We start from the raw sequence: 14006 nt of genomic DNA, 5'->3' as shown, positions 1-14006 counted from the left end.
GCCGTGTCGGCGCCCTCGGGTAGCGTGACGGGAACCGCCGCCCGCCCCGAGGAAGGACCCGCGTGCGCATCCTCCACACGAGCGACTGGCACCTCGGGCGCACCCTCCACGGCGAGGACCTGCACGCGCACCACGCCGCGTTCCTCGACAACCTCGTCGAGCTCGTGCGCGAGCGGGCGGTCGACGTGGTGCTCGTCGCGGGCGACGTCTACGACCGCGCGGTGCCCGGGGTCCCCACCGTGCGGCTGCTCTCGGAGGCGCTGGGGCGGCTGAGCGCGCTCGCGACGGTCATCGTGACGCCCGGCAACCACGACTCGGCCGCCCGGCTCGGCTTCGCCTCGGCGCTGCTGCGGGACGGGCTGCACATCCTCGCGTCGGTCGAGGCGCTCGACGTGCCCGTGCTGGTCGACGACGCGGACGGGCCCGTCGCGTTCTACGGGGTGCCGTACCTGGATCCCGACGCCGCGCGGGGTGCGCTCGCCGCGCCCGGCGCCCCTCCCCTGCCGCGCTCGCACGAGGCCGTGCTCGGCGCCGCCATGGAGCGGGTGCGCGCCGACGCCGCCGCGCGTCCGGGCACGCGGGCGGTCGTCGTCGCGCACGCGTTCGTCACGGGTGCCGCGCCCAGCGAGAGCGAGCGGGACATCCGCGTCGGCGGGGTCGACCAGGTGCCGGCCGCCGCGTTCGACGGGGTCGACTACGTCGCGCTGGGGCACCTGCACGGGGCGCAGGAGGTGGGGGCGGCGTCGACGCGCACGGGCGTGCGGGCGCCGCGCATCCGGTACAGCGGCTCGCCGCTCGCGTTCTCGTTCGGGGAGCGGCTGCAGCGGAAGTCGAGCGCGCTCGTGGAGCTGGCGGCCGACGGATCCACGACGGTCGAGCTGGTCGACGCGCCCGTGCCGCGGCGGCTGGCGGAGGTCACGGGGACGCTCGCGGAGATCGTCGACGGACGCCACGCCGACCTCGCCGCCGCGTGGGTGCGCGTGCACGTGACCGATCCCGTGCATCCGGCGCACCTCGTGGCCCGGGTGCGGGAGGCGCTGCCGCACGCGCTCGTCGTGCTGCACGAGCCGGAGGGGCGCGTCGAGGGCGTGCGGTCGCGCGTGGTCGACGCGACGACGGATCCGCTCGAGGTCGCCGCCGACTTCGTCGCGTACGCGACGGGCGCGCCGCCCACCGAGGCCGAGCTGCTCGTGCTCCGCCAGGCGCACGAGCAGGCCCTCGCCGCGGACCGGAGCGCCTGATGGACCTGCACCGCCTCACCCTGCGCGCCATCGGGCCGTTCGCCGGCGAGCACGTCATCGACCTCGCCGAGCTCGGGCGGTCGGGGCTGTTCCTGCTGGAGGGGCCGACCGGATCCGGCAAGTCGACGCTCATCGACGCCATCGTGTTCGCGCTGTACGGGTCGCTCGCGAGCGACGGGTCCAGCCGCGACCGCCTGCACAGTCACCACGCGGCGCCCGGCGTGGAGCCGTACGTGGAGCTCGTGTTCGAGACGGCGGCGGGGATCCACCGCGTGCGTCGGAGCCCGCAGCACCAGCGCCCGAAGGCGCGCGGCACGGGCACCACGAACCAGAACGCGACGGCGACGCTCATCCGGCTGTCGTCACCCGAGGCCGAGGCTGGCGAGGTGCTCGGCACGAGCACGCAGGAGGTGGGCACGGAGATCGCGCGCGTCGCCGGGCTGAGCCGCGCCCAGTTCGTGCAGACGGTCGTGCTGCCGCAGGGCGAGTTCGCGGAGTTCCTGCGCTCGACGGGAGAGCAGCGGCGCCTCGTGCTGCAGTCGCTGTTCGGCACGGCCGCGTACGACCGCACCGCCGCGCAGCTCGCCGAGATGCGCAAGGACGCGAAGGCGCGCACCGACGCGGCCGACGCGCGCGTCGCCGAGGCGCTCACCGGGCTGCGGGAGGCGACGCGCGTGGAGGCGCTCGAGGTGCCGGACGCCGCCGACACCGTGCGGCTGCTGGCCGAGCTGGCGGATGCGGCGGAGGGGACGCGCGACGACGACGAGCGCGCCGGGCAGGAGTCCGCGGCGACGCTGGCCGACGCCCAGCGCGTGACCCGGGCCCTGGATCGGCGGCGCGGGCTCCTCGCCCGCGAGGAGGCCGTGCGCGCCGCGGCCGAGGAGGTCGCGGGGCTCGCGCGACGCGTGGAGGAGGCACGGCGCGCGGCGGCGGTCACGGGACCGCTGGGCGCACGCGACCGGACGGAGGCGGCGCGCGTCGCCGCGGCGGACGCGGACGACGATGCGCGGGCCGCGTGCCGGACGACGCGTCCGGCGCTCGCGGAGGCGTCCGGCGCGGAGCTCGCCGACCGGCGCGACGCGCTCGTGGCCGAGCTCGCGACGCTGGCCGACGCGGAGGCGCGCGAGCGGGGCCTGCCCGGGCGCCGCGCCGACGAGCGGGCCGCGGTGGACGCGGTCGCGACGCGCGAGGCGACGGCGGACGCGGCCGAGGCGGCGCTCGACGAGCGGCCGGCCGCGCGGATCCCGCTGGTCGAGGCCCGGGACGAGGCGGCGGCCGCGGCGGGCGGCGTCGACGCGGCGCGGCAGGCGTTGGCCGAGTCCGAGGCGACCCGACGGCGCGTGACGGAGCTCGCCGAGCTGGACGCGCGGGTCGCCGCGGCCCGCGACGCGCTCGACGCCCGCTCGGCCGAGGCCGTGACCGCGGTGCGCCACGAGGCGGAGCTGCGGCAGCGGAAGATCCGCGGGCTCGCCGGCGAGCTGGCGCGGGAGCTCGAGGACGGTGCGCCGTGCCCGGTGTGCGGCGCGGTGGATCACCCGCGACCCGCGCCGAGCGCACCCGGCCACCCCGACGACGACGAGATCGAGGCGGCGTCCGACGCGCGCGCCCGGGCGGAGCGGACGCAGGGCGAGGCCGTCGCGGCGCTGTCGGCCGCGACGGCGCGGCGCGAGGTCGCCGCGGCGGCCCTCGGCGGGATCACGCGGGAGGACGCCGACGCGGAGGTGGCGGATCGCACCGCGCGGCTCGCCCGGGCGGAGGCCGCGGGCGGGGCGCTGCGGGAGGCGGAGGCGGCCGTGGTCGCGCACGACGCCGAGACGGAGCGGATCCGCGCCCGCCGCGACGACGCCCGCGCCGCGCTCTCGGGGCTCCGCGAGCGCGTGATCCGCGCGCGCGAGCTGCGCGCCGAGGACGAGGCGGCCGTGCGCGCGGTCCTCGGCGGGGAGGACGCGGACGCGGCCGACGGCGCCGACGGCGCCCCCCGCGTCGCCGCCCTCGTCGCCGACCGCGCCGACGAGCGCGCCCTCGTCGAGCGGCTCCTCGCGCTCTCCGCCGCCCGCGAGCGCACGGCCGCCGAGGCCGCCGCGCGCGCCGCCGAGCTCGCGCGGGCCCTCGCCGACCAGTCCTTCGCGACCGAGGAGGAGGCGCGCGCCGCCGCCCTGCCGCCCGCCGAGCTGCAGGCCCTCGCGCAGCGGGTCGCCGCGCACGAGCGGGAGCAGGCCGTCGTCGCGGAGGGCCTGGCGGATCCCGAGGTCGCGTCGCTCACGGGCGACGAGGACGCGGATCCCGACGCGGCCCGCGCCGCCCTCGACGCCGCCCAGGCCGCCGCCCGCGCCTCCGCCGAGCGCGCCGCCCGCGCGCGCGACCGGGCCGACCGCAGCGCCTCCGCCCTCGCACGGCACGACGACGCCCGCCGCGAGAGCGCCCGCGCGGGCGACCGGGCGCGCGCCGCGATCCGCATGGCCGAGGTCGCGAACGCCCTCACCCCCGAGAACACGCGCGGCGTCACGCTCGGCACCTACGTGCTGCTGCGCCGCTTCGAGGACGTGGTGCAGGCCGCCAACGCGCGCCTGCGGATCATGTCGAGCGGCCGCTACGAGCTCGAGGTGAGCGAGGAGCGGGAGGCGACGAGCCGGTCGCGGAAGACGGGCCTGGCGCTGCAGATCCGCGACCACGTCGTCGACCGGGTGCGCGAGCCCGCGAGCTTCTCGGGCGGCGAGACCTTCTACGCCTCGCTCAGCCTCGCGCTCGGCCTCGCCGACGTCGTGCAGGCGGAGGCGGGCGGGCTGCAGCTCGGCACGCTGTTCGTCGACGAGGGGTTCGGCACGCTGGATCCCGAGACGCTCGACGCCGTCATGTCCGAGCTCGGCCGCCTCTCCGCCGACGGCCGCACGGTGGGCATCGTCAGCCACGTCGAGGAGCTGAAGCAGCGCGTGGCCGACCGGATCGAGGTGCGGCGGCGACCGGACGGGTCGTCGACGCTCACGTCGACGGTCACCGACCCGGCGTGACGCGGGGCGCGCCGGGCCGCGCGGCGGATCAGCTGAAGGGGTCGCGCCGCTTCGCCGCGAGGTGCCGGCGCCAGTAGAAGGTCGCGCCGCCGCCGAGGCCCGCCGCGAGGACGAACGCCACGACGCCCACGACGCCGAGGTCGCCGCCCGTCTGCACCGTGACGACGCCGAGGGCGACCATCACGAGGCACGAGCGCAGCAGGATGAAGGCCAGGGACCGGTCGCTCGTCATGCGGCGCCTCTCGGGTGCGGGGGATGCGGGCGGGGGATCCGCGACCCCGAGCCTAGGCGGCCCCGCCGTGCGGATCCGGTGCGGCCGCGGTCGGCGCGCACGCAGCGCGGAGCGGTGCGGCCCCTGTCCGCGCGCAAGCGATCGGGGGACGGGATTTCGCTCAGCGGATATCCGCGCAGCGACGACCCGCTCCCCCACGGGGCGGCGCCGAAGCACTCCTCGCCCCCCGGACGTCCGGGGGGACCCTGCCGCCGCGGCACCATGCATGATGAGCGGGAGGGCGGAGACGACCGACGCCCAGAGATCCAGGAACCATGACGACCACGCTGACCCCCACCGGAACGGGGGACCCCTCGCTCCGCCCGCGCGCACCGCATGCCGACGCCGACGCGAGCCCCTTCGACGCGGATCGTCCCGACGCGACCGCACCCGCGACGACCGGCGACCCCTTCCTCCGCGCCGTCATGGCCGGCAGCGACACCGACGAGGCCACCGCGACCTTCGCGCCCGTGCTCGACGGGATCCGCTTCGCCCGCGACCGCCGCTCGGACTCCTTCTCCTACCGGTACGCGCTCCTCGGCAGCGAGCGCGTGACGCTCCGCACCTTCCGGGTCGGCGGCCCGCACTGGGCCGACGGCGCCGCGCTGTCGGAGCACGTCGTCACCTGGTTCCTCGAGGGCCGGATCACGGTGGACCGCGGATCCCGCGCCTACTCCAGCTCCGCCCAGCTCCCCGTGCTCCTCCCCACCGGCCGCCCGTTCCAGTACCAGGCCACCGCGACGCGGCAGAACTGCGTGCACCTCGACGCGTCGTTCCTCGAGCAGACCGCGACCGAGTTCCACCACGGCCCCGCGCGACCGCTCCTGTTCGAGCACCGCAGCCTGCCGAGCGCCGAGACGGCCGCCGTGTGGCGCCGCGCGGTCGCCGCCGCGGCCCCCATCATCACCGACCCCGACGCCTCCCCGATGATGCGCCTCGAGGCCGACCTCTCCCTCGCCCGCGCGACCCTCCGCCTCTTCCCCTGGGACGACGTCGAGCTGCCGGACGAGCTGCGCGCACCCCGCATGGCCCACATCCGCCTGGCCGTCGAGTACCTGCACCACAACGCTCACCTGCCCATCACGCCGGCCGAGGCCGCGGCCGCCGCCGGCATCTCCACGCGCGTGCTCCAGCTCGCGCTCCGCCGCCACCACGGCCAGACGCCCACCGAGTACCTGCGCGGGATCCGCCTCCGCCGCGTGCGGGCGCAGCTGCGCGACGCGGTGCCCACCACCACGACCGTGCGCAGCGTCGCCGAGCAGTGGGGCTTCGCGCACCTCGGCCGGTTCGCGGCGTCGTACGCGCAGGCCTTCGGCGAGCTCCCCAGCGAGACCCTGCGCACCTGATCTGCGCGGGCCGGGACCCGCCGGCCGAGAACCCGCTGGGTGAAGTTGCACACATGTGTGCAGGATCGCTAGCCTCGTCGCATGACCTCCACCGCCCCCGTGCGCGCGCCCCGCAAGGACGCCGCGACGAACCGCCAGGCCCTCGTCGACGCGGCCGTCGTCGCGCTCGACCGCGACCCGGACGCCTCGCTCGAGACCATCGCCACCGCCGCCGGCCTCAGCCGCCGCGCCGTCTACGGCCACTTCGCCACGCGCGACGACCTCGTCCGCGAGGTGCTGCAGCGCGGCGCCCGGCGCATCGTCGAGTCGCTCGCCGGCATCACGCACGAGGACAGCCGGATCCACGTCGCCCTCATCGGCGCGCGCCTCTGGGCCGAGGTCGAGCAGGTGCGCGTGATGGCGCGGGTCGCCGTGCGCGGTCCGCTCGCGCGCGAGGTCGGCGTCGAGCTCGCGCCGCTGCGCGCCGAGCTGCAGAGCGTGGTCGCGCGCGGGATCGCCGCGGGCGAGCTGCGCGGCGACATCCCCGCCCCGACGCTCGCGCGCCTGGTCGAGGGCGGCGCGCTGGCCGTGCTCGACGAGGCGACCCGCAGCGACATCGGCCGCGCGGAGGGGCACCAGCTCGTGATCCGCACCTCGCTCGCCCTCTGCGGCCTCGACTGGCGCGCGGCCGCCGACCTCATCGCCGCGACCCCGGAGCTCCGCGAGGCCGCGCCCCGGGCCGCCGCCGCGGCCGGGACGGAGGCGGGCCGGTGATCGTCACCCTGACCGACGCGCGCGTCGGCGACGGCCCCGCGCCCGCCCTGCCCGCCATCTCCCTCTCCTACGGCGGCCCGGATCCCGTCGTCGCCGTCGCGGAGACCGAGCTGCGGCCCACCGTGCTCGCGCTCGTCGCGTCCGGCCGCATGTGGGTCGACGGCGGATCCCTCGCCCTCGACGGCGACGACTCCCCCGGCGTCGCCGCCCGCATCGCCGAGCGGGTCGCGCCCGTCGACACCCCGCGCATCAACGAGCCGGCCGACGACGTGACGCTGCGCGCCGTGGTCGCCGAGGAGCTCGCCCTCGCCGGGCACCGCTCCGGCCGGCACGAGGTCGGCGTGATCCTCGACGACCAGCAGCTCGCCGACCTCGCCCGCGCGCCCTTCTCGGCCGTCCCCGCGGTCGCCCGCATCCGCCTGCTCACCACGCTCGCCGCCAGCCGGGCGGGCGTCGAGGCCGTCGTCGTCACCTCGCCCGAGCGGCACGGCGGCGCCGTCGGCGAGTGGATGCGCGTCCTCCGCGACCTCGCCCGCGCCGGCACCGGCGTCCTCGTCGTCACGAGCGAGGCGGCCGCCGAGGCGATCGCCGCGCTGCCCGCCGACGACGCGATCGCCACCCCCGACCCCACCCCCTCGATCGACGGAACGCAGACCCGATGAGACTCCTCCCCCTGGTGCGCGCCGAGCTGACGCGCCTCACCGCCACCACCATGTCCAAGATCGCGCTGGTCGCGCTCGTGCTGGTCCCCGTGCTCTACGGGGGCCTGTACCTCTGGGCGAACCAGGATCCGTACAGCAGCCTCGACAAGGTCCCCGCCGCGCTCGTCGTCGCCGACCAGGGCGCCACGGTCGACGGGAAGCCGGTCGACTACGGCACCGACGTCGCGAAGGACGTGCTCGACGACGCCTCCTTCGACTGGCACGAGGTCTCCTCCGCCGACGCGCGCACGGGCCTCGAGGACGGCACCTACGACTTCACGCTGACGATCCCGTCGGGGTTCTCGGCGGCGCTCACGTCGTCCTCGGGCACGGATCCGCAGCAGGCCCGCGTAGTCATGGCCACCGACGACGCCAACAGCTACCTCGCGACGACCATCGCGCAGCAGGCGGGCGCGCGGATCACGAAGTCGGTGGCCTCGCGCGTCGGCACCGAGGCCGCGGGCAAGCTCCTGCTCGGCCTCGCGGACGTGCGCTCGAGCCTCGGCGACGCGGCCTCCGGCGCGCAGCAGCTCGTCGACGGGACCGCGTCCGCGCGCTCCGGCGCCGACGCGCTGGCGGACGGGAACGGGGAGCTCGCGACCGGTGCCGACACGCTCTCCTCCGGCCTCGGCCAGCTCCGCACGGGCACGGCGCAGCTCCCCGCGCAGACGCAGCAGCTCGCCACGGGCGCCGACCAGGTCGCGTCCGGCGCGGCCACGCTCTCCTCCGGCGCGACCGAGCTGTCGACCGGCGCCGCCGCGCTCACCCCGGGCGCCCAGCAGACCGCGGCGGGCGCGCGCAAGGTGGCCGACGGCAACGCGCAGATCGCGGCCCTCGGATCCACCGCCACCACGAGCGTCGACCAGCTCGCCGGGAGGGTCCCGGCGCTCCGGACCGCCATCCAGGACCGCATGGCGAAGGCGGGCATCCCGCAGGCCGACATCGACGCGGCCCTCGCGAAGCTCGACGTGCTCGGCACCGACATCACGGGCGCCGCCGCGAAGGCCGACGGCCTCGACACCCAGCTGCAGCAGCTGGCCGCCGGCAGCGAGCAGGTCGCCCAGGGCAGCGCGCAGGTGGCCGACGGCGCCGCGAAGCTGCAGACGGGATCCGCCGCCCTCGCCACCGGCGCCGGCACGCTCGCGTCCGGCAGCTCGCAGGTCGCGACGGGCGCGGACGCGCTCGCGAAGGCCTCGCCCGCCCTCGCCGACGGCATCGCGAAGGCCGCGGACGGCAGCGCGACCCTCGCGACCGGCGCGCACTCCGCCGCCGACGGCGCCACCTCGCTCGCATCCGGCCTGGGCACCCTCCAGGAGGGCACGACGGAGCTCCGCGACGGCCTCGACTCGGGGCTCGACCAGATCCCCGCCTCCACGGCATCGCAGCGCGACGCGCAGGCCGACACGATCGGCGACCCGGTCGCGCTCCGCCAGGACGCGGTGACGCAGGCCGGCGAGTACGGCGCAGGTCTCGCGCCGTTCTTCATCAGCCTCGCCGCGTGGATCGGGATCTACGCCCTGTTCCTCATCGTGAAGCCGCTGTCGCGCCGTGCGATCACGGCCCGCAAGGCGCCGCTCCGGATCACGCTCGCCGGCTGGCTGACGCCCGCGCTCCTCGGCGTCGTGCAGATGGCCGGGCTCTACGCGATCGTGGCCGGGGCGCTCGGCTTCCGCGTCGCCCACCCGCTCGCCATGTACGGGACGATGGTGCTCGCCTCCATCACGTTCGCGGCGATCATCCTCGCGCTCAACGTGCTGCTCGGGAGCGTCGGCCAGTTCCTCGGCCTGGTGCTCATGGTCGTGCAGCTCGTGACCGCGGGCGGCACGTTCCCCTGGCAGACCCTGCCCGGGCCGCTCGCCGCGCTGCACCACGTGCTGCCGATGAGCTTCGCGGTGGATGCGCTCCGCCAGCTCATGTACGGCGGCGACCTCGGGCAGGCCGCCCAGGACGCGGGCGTGCTCGCGCTGTGGCTCGTCGCGGGGCTCGCGGTGGCCCTGGCCGGGGCGATCCGCATCACGTCGCACCGCACGCTCCGCGACCTGCGGCCGTCGCTCATCGGCTGACCCGGCTCCGCCGTCCCGCCGCCCGCCCCGCCTGCTAGACAGGTCGGGCGGGCGGCGCTGGCTGCCGCGGAGAGGACCGGACGTGTCATTCCTCGAGGCGCGCGCCCCCTGGGGCTCGCCCGTCGCGCCCGACATCCCGCTGCCGCCGTTCGCCGACGAGGCCGCCCACGCGCGCTACGTGCGGATGCTGCAGACGCACCTCGCGCTCGTCGACGCCGGCGGTCCGGAGCTGCCGACCATCGCGCTGGCGGTGGCCCTCGACCGGCCCCGCTTCCCCGCCCCCGGATCCGACCACCGCCGCCTCACGCCGCTCGAGCTCTCCGTGAGCCTCACCTCCTGGTTCCCCGCGCCGTGGACGCCCGACGCCCTCGCGGACGCGCTCGTCGACGCGCCGTACGGCGGCCCGACCCGGGTGCGCGACGGCTGGCGCTGGATGGGCGACCCCGACTTCACGGCCGTCCCGGCCCGCGAGGGCGGCTGGACCGTGACGCGCCACGAGCGCGGCACCGTCGACACCGCGCACCTCGCCGACGACCGCGACCTCGTCGTGCTCTGGCTGTCGCACCACCGCGGACGCTTCGGCTACCCGCTCGCGCACTCCCACGACGAGGCCGACGCCGCGGCGCTCGCGCCCGCGTCCCTCGCGGTGATCCGCAGCGACGAGGTCGACGCCGCCTTCCCGTACCGCGCGACCTGGCGCGAGGAGCGCGAGCGGGCGCTGGCGGCGGCGCGGGCCGCGGAGGAGCGGCGCTAGCGCGGGTCCTGCGCGTCCGGATCCGGTCCGCGCGGGTCCCGCTCCCCGGCGCCGCCCCCGTCGGCATCCCGACGACCGCCGACGCGGATCCCCGCCCCGAACGCGAGCGCGACGAGGCCGAGGGCCAGCACGCCCGCGGCGACCAGCGCGCCGGTGGAGACGAGGAGGGCGCCCGGACCGAAGGTGAGGCTCCCGCCGCCTCCGACGAAGGCGAAGGAGCCCACCTGCAGGGGCTGGGCGAGGGCGACGACCACGCCCACCGCCCCGCCCACCACGACGAGCGCCGCGACCGCGAGCAGCGCGGTCGTCCCGCGACGGCCGCTCACGCGAGCAGCTCCAGCGGGTTCGCCGCGAGCTTCCCCACGAGGCCGCCGTCGACGAGGCGGCGCGCGGCCGTGTCGGGCTTCCGCTCCGCCTGGTCGCGCACGCACGCGCCGAACTCCGCGGCGAGCGCCCCGCGCGGATGCGCCCGCAGCACCTCGCGCAGGTACTCCTCGGGCAGCGCGTCCGGCCGGGCCCCGGAGATGTCGAGGCCGGTCGCGACCTCCAGGAGGTGCCCCTCGACGTCGAGCGCCGGATCCACCGCGGGCCAGTTGTGCCGCACGATCACGTCGAGCACGCGCTGCCGGCGCGCGGCGGGCCAGCCGGCGCCGGCCGTGAGCGCGACGCCCACGTGCCCGCCCGCGTGCTCGTAGGAGACGGTGTGGTTGTCGAACTCGGTCACCGTGCCGATGTCGTGCAGCACGGCGGCGACGTAGAGGATCTCGTGGTCGACGCCCGCGAGCCCCTCGACGACCGCGAAGGCCTCCGCCCACAGCCACGAGCGGATCCCGTGGGCGGTGATCGCGGCGGACTGGTACGAGGCGGCGAGGTCGAGGGCGCCCCGGGCGGCGACCGTGTCGGGCACGGGGAAGTCGGCGATGCGCATGGCCCATGCTGGCATGCGCGGCGGGCAGGGCGACGACCCGTCGCCGTCGGCCGTCGCCCGCCGCACGTCCACCCTGCCGCCGCGTCGCATTCACCCGCCCGACCTACCGTGATCGTCCGTGACCCAGGACCCGAACACGCCTCCCCCGTCCGCGCTCTCCCGTCGCGGCTTCCTCATCACGAGCGGCGCCGCGGGCGCGCTCGGCGTGGCCGGCCTCGGCGGGGCGCTGCCCGCGACCGCCGCGCCCCTCGCCGCCGCGACCGCCGCCACCGCCGCGAAGGCGCCGCCCGCGCAGCAGGGATCCGGCGCGCGCTGGAAGCCCGACACCGCGTCGCCGCGCTTCACGATCGCCGTGCTGCCCGACACGCAGTACCTCTTCGACGGCGCCGCGATCCACCCGGAGCCGCTCGAGGCCTCCCTCCGGTACGTGCTCGCCGAGCGCGACCGGCACAACATCGTGTTCCTCGCGCACCTCGGGGACGTGACGCAGAACGGGGCGGAGGGCGAGATCCAGGCGGCGAGCGCGCAGTTCACGCTCCTCGACAAGGCCGGCGCCGCGTGGAGCGTGCTCGCCGGCAACCACGACGTCGACTCCTCCACCGACGACCAGCGCGGCCGCACGCCCTACCTCGACGCCTTCGGCCCGAAGCGGTTCCGGAAGTCGCCGAGCTACCGCGGATCCAGCCCCGACGGCTACAACTCGTTCCACACCTTCACGGCGGGCGGGCGCGACTGGCTCGTCCTCGCCCTCGACTGGCGGACGAGCGCCCGCGGCGTGGAGTGGGCGCGCGGCGTGCTGGCGGCGCACCCGACCCTGCCGGTGATCCTCACGGCGCACGCCGTCGTCGACTCGCGGCCCGACGGATCCGCCCTCCTCGACGACTACGGCCAGGGCCTCTGGGACTCCTTCATCTCGCAGCACGACCAGATCTTCCTCACCCTCAACGGGCACTACTGGAAGCCCGGCCGCACGACCATGCGGAACCGCGCGGGCCACGACGTCGACATGCACCTCGTCAACTACCAGGACCGCTACTACGGCGGCGCCGCGATGATCCGGCTGTACCACGTGGACCTCGAGCGGAACGCGATCGACGTCGAGACCCTGTCGCCCTTCCTCCTCGGCGGCGGCCTCGGCACCGGCAATGAGCTCGCGGACGAGGAGGCGCAGCTGTCCGGCGACGTGGACCGCTTCACGGTGGCCGTCGACTTCGAGCAGCGGTTCGCCGGCTTCGCGCCCGTGCCCGTGCGCGCCGCCCGGTCCGCCGCGCAGATGCTCGTGCCCGGCACGGTCGCGTACTGGCGCTTCGAGGGGCAGCCGGACGGATCCGCGCTCGGCTCCGCCACCCGGATCCGGGACGCCTCGGGCCACGGCAACGACCTGGTGGTCGCGAACCGCGCGGGCGCCGCCCCCGGCTCGCTCCGCTTCTCGGCCGAGCACCACGACGACTCGCCGAGCGCCGGCAGCCTCACCCTCACGGGCGGCAAGGCCACGGGCGACCACCTCCGCACCGTCGACGGCGCCCCGCTCGACACGGCCACCTTCCGCCAGGGCTACACGTTCGAGGCCTACCTGCGGATCCCCGAGGGCTACGGCGGCGGCGACGCGTGGAGCTCGATCATCTCCCAGTCGGCCTCCGCGAAGGACGCCGGCAAGGCGACCTCCTCGGGCGACCCGGACGAGCCCGCCGTGGTCCTCACCGTCTCCGGCAGCCGGGAGATGCAGTGGTGCGTCTACCCGACCAGTCAGGACGGGTCGCTCACGAACTGGTCGCATGAGCTGCCCGCGGCCACGTGGTGGCACGTCGCGGTGGTCAACGACAGCCAGCACACGACGATGTACGTCGACGGCAACCCCGTCGTGCGGAACCCCACGACGGCGAACCGCGGGCTCGCATCCGCCGGGAAGTCGTGGCTCGTCGGCGCCAACCACTACGGCGGCCAGCTCGACCACGTGTTCCCCGGCTCCATCGGCGACGTGCGCATCGTGGAGCGCGCGCTGAAGCCCTCGGAGTTCATGAACGCGTGAGGCAGGGCCGCCTGATGCGGGGCCGCCTGATGCGGAGGGCGGCCGCCCGGGCCTACAGCTCCGGGTGGTCGTCCTCGAGCAGGTGGAAGCGGCGGTCGCGGTAGACGAGCGGCGGGGCCGGCTCGCCCAGGATCACGTCGAGGACCTCGGCGACGACCAGCACGGATCCGCCGACCGGCACGGTCTGGATCGTCCGGCAGCGGAGGGCGGCGCGCGCGTCCGCGAGCAGCGGCTCGCCGGTGGGCAGCTCCTGGAAGCCCTGCTCCGCGGTGAAGCGCGGCGAACCGGAGACCGCGAACGCCCGCGCGAGCGCGGCGTGCTGCCCGGCGAGCAGGTGCACGAGGTAGGTGTCGGCCCCGAGGATGGCGCCGGCGGATCCCGTCGCGCGCGTCACCGAGAACGAGAGGGCGGGCGGATCCGCCGACAGCGACGCGACGCTCGACGCGGTGAGGCCGGACGGGCCCTCGGCCGTGCGGGCCGTGATGAGCGCGACGCCCGCCGGGTGCCCGCGGAACGCGGCCTTGAAGAGGTCGGGGTCGGCGCTCACGCCTGGTCGCCCTGGGGCGGCAGCACGGCGATGACGGGGTGGTCGGAGTGCGTCACGCCGACCTTCGTGGCCCCTCCGGGCGAACCCATCTCGGCGAAGAACTCGACGTTGGCCGTGTAGTAGTCCGACCACTTCTCGGGCAGGTCGTCCTCGTAGTAGATGGCCTCGACGGGGCAGACCGGCTCGCACGCGCCGCAGTCGACGCACTCGTCGGGGTGGATGTAGAGGGAGCGCTCGCCCTCGTAGATGCAGTCGACGGGGCACTCGTCGATGCAGGCGCGGTCCTTGACGTCGACGCACGGGAGGGCGATCACGTAGGTCACAGGGCGTCCTCACGGGTGGGGGCCGTCGGGACGGCGGGGGTG

13 protein-coding genes are annotated in these 14006 nt (G+C 76.7%); 8 read left to right on the top strand and 5 right to left on the bottom strand.

The features are described 5' to 3' along the window. Positions 1-62: 62 nt before the first annotated feature. Both H9X71_RS03080 and H9X71_RS03075 read left to right on the top strand, forming a co-directional pair. Positions 63-1241 carry an exonuclease SbcCD subunit D gene (locus H9X71_RS03080; RefSeq protein ID WP_191148274.1) on the top strand — a complete coding sequence of 393 codons (1179 nt, stop codon included), beginning with the start codon at positions 63-65 and terminating at the stop codon, positions 1239-1241. Then, positions 1241-4249: an AAA family ATPase gene (locus H9X71_RS03075; RefSeq protein ID WP_191148273.1), complete on the top strand. Its 3009-nt coding sequence runs from the start codon at positions 1241-1243 to the stop codon at positions 4247-4249. Before H9X71_RS03080 ends, H9X71_RS03075 begins: the two co-directional genes overlap by 1 nt. A gap of 28 nt (positions 4250-4277) precedes the next feature. Here H9X71_RS03075 and H9X71_RS03070 read toward each other — a convergent pair whose 3' ends face one another. After that, a complete protein-coding gene (locus tag H9X71_RS03070; RefSeq protein ID WP_191148272.1) occupies positions 4278-4481 on the bottom strand; it encodes a hypothetical protein in 204 nt (67 codons plus the stop codon). Between the two features lie 314 nt (positions 4482-4795). Here H9X71_RS03070 and H9X71_RS03065 point away from each other — a divergent pair, with 314 nt between their 5' ends. The 5 genes from H9X71_RS03065 (at position 4796) to H9X71_RS03045 (ending at position 10137) form a co-directional block, all read left to right on the top strand. Beyond that, positions 4796-5866, top strand: a complete 1071-nt coding sequence (locus tag H9X71_RS03065; protein WP_191148271.1) for an AraC family transcriptional regulator — start codon at positions 4796-4798, stop codon at positions 5864-5866. Positions 5867-5947: 81 nt separating this feature from the next. After that, positions 5948-6619 carry a TetR/AcrR family transcriptional regulator gene (locus H9X71_RS03060; RefSeq protein ID WP_191148270.1) on the top strand — a complete coding sequence of 224 codons (672 nt, stop codon included), beginning with the start codon at positions 5948-5950 and terminating at the stop codon, positions 6617-6619. Further along, positions 6616-7281, top strand: coding sequence for a hypothetical protein (locus tag H9X71_RS03055; protein WP_191148269.1), 666 nt, complete (start codon positions 6616-6618; stop codon positions 7279-7281). The genes H9X71_RS03060 and H9X71_RS03055 overlap by 4 nt, the downstream gene beginning before the upstream one ends. Then, positions 7278-9383 carry a YhgE/Pip family protein gene (locus H9X71_RS03050; RefSeq protein ID WP_191148268.1) on the top strand — a complete coding sequence of 702 codons (2106 nt, stop codon included), beginning with the start codon at positions 7278-7280 and terminating at the stop codon, positions 9381-9383. Before H9X71_RS03055 ends, H9X71_RS03050 begins: the two co-directional genes overlap by 4 nt. A gap of 82 nt (positions 9384-9465) precedes the next feature. Continuing rightward, positions 9466-10137: a hypothetical protein gene (locus H9X71_RS03045; protein WP_191148267.1), complete on the top strand. Its 672-nt coding sequence runs from the start codon at positions 9466-9468 to the stop codon at positions 10135-10137. Here H9X71_RS03045 and H9X71_RS03040 read toward each other — a convergent pair. Both H9X71_RS03040 and H9X71_RS03035 read right to left on the bottom strand, forming a co-directional pair. Further along, positions 10134-10463 (bottom strand): hypothetical protein, encoded by a 330-nt coding sequence (locus H9X71_RS03040; protein ID WP_191148266.1) that lies wholly within the window; start codon positions 10461-10463, stop codon positions 10134-10136. The genes H9X71_RS03045 and H9X71_RS03040 overlap by 4 nt on opposite strands. Next, positions 10460-11080 (bottom strand): HD domain-containing protein, encoded by a 621-nt coding sequence (locus tag H9X71_RS03035; RefSeq protein ID WP_191148265.1) that lies wholly within the window; start codon positions 11078-11080, stop codon positions 10460-10462. Before H9X71_RS03035 ends, H9X71_RS03040 begins: the two co-directional genes overlap by 4 nt. Positions 11081-11183: 103 nt before the next feature. Between H9X71_RS03035 and H9X71_RS03030 the strand changes: the two genes are divergently transcribed. Further along, positions 11184-13094, top strand: coding sequence for a LamG-like jellyroll fold domain-containing protein (locus H9X71_RS03030; RefSeq protein WP_191148264.1), 1911 nt, complete (start codon positions 11184-11186; stop codon positions 13092-13094). Between the two features lie 52 nt (positions 13095-13146). Here the strand turns inward: H9X71_RS03030 and H9X71_RS03025 are convergent, their stop codons facing one another. After that, a complete protein-coding gene (locus H9X71_RS03025) occupies positions 13147-13641 on the bottom strand; it encodes a flavin reductase family protein (RefSeq protein ID WP_191148263.1) in 495 nt (164 codons plus the stop codon). Next, the gene (gene fdxA, locus H9X71_RS03020) at positions 13638-13964 is read right to left on the bottom strand and encodes a ferredoxin (protein WP_086514175.1); all 327 of its coding nucleotides are present in this window, start codon (positions 13962-13964) and stop codon (positions 13638-13640) included. Before fdxA ends, H9X71_RS03025 begins: the two co-directional genes overlap by 4 nt. Positions 13965-14006: the final 42 nt, after the last annotated feature.

This window comes from Clavibacter zhangzhiyongii (genome assembly GCF_014775655.1).
Lineage (GTDB): Bacteria > Actinomycetota > Actinomycetes > Actinomycetales > Microbacteriaceae > Clavibacter > Clavibacter zhangzhiyongii.
The sequence above is the reverse complement of the archived record's forward strand: the minus strand, read 5'-3'. Positions and strand labels throughout refer to the sequence as shown.

What these genes read in the sequence shown, in the direction of transcription:
- H9X71_RS03070 (WP_191148272.1), bottom strand. Translation starts at nt 4,481, where the DNA reads ATGACGAGCGACCGGTCCCTGGCCTTCATCCTGCTGCGCTCGTGCCTC.
- H9X71_RS03035 (WP_191148265.1), bottom strand. Translation starts at nt 11,080, where the DNA reads ATGCCAGCATGGGCCATGCGCATCGCCGACTTCCCCGTGCCCGACACG.
- H9X71_RS03050 (WP_191148268.1), top strand. Translation starts at nt 7,278, where the DNA reads ATGAGACTCCTCCCCCTGGTGCGCGCCGAGCTGACGCGCCTCACCGCC.
- H9X71_RS03065 (WP_191148271.1), top strand. Translation starts at nt 4,796, where the DNA reads ATGACGACCACGCTGACCCCCACCGGAACGGGGGACCCCTCGCTCCGC.
- H9X71_RS03075 (WP_191148273.1), top strand. Translation starts at nt 1,241, where the DNA reads ATGGACCTGCACCGCCTCACCCTGCGCGCCATCGGGCCGTTCGCCGGC.
- H9X71_RS03060 (WP_191148270.1), top strand. Translation starts at nt 5,948, where the DNA reads ATGACCTCCACCGCCCCCGTGCGCGCGCCCCGCAAGGACGCCGCGACG.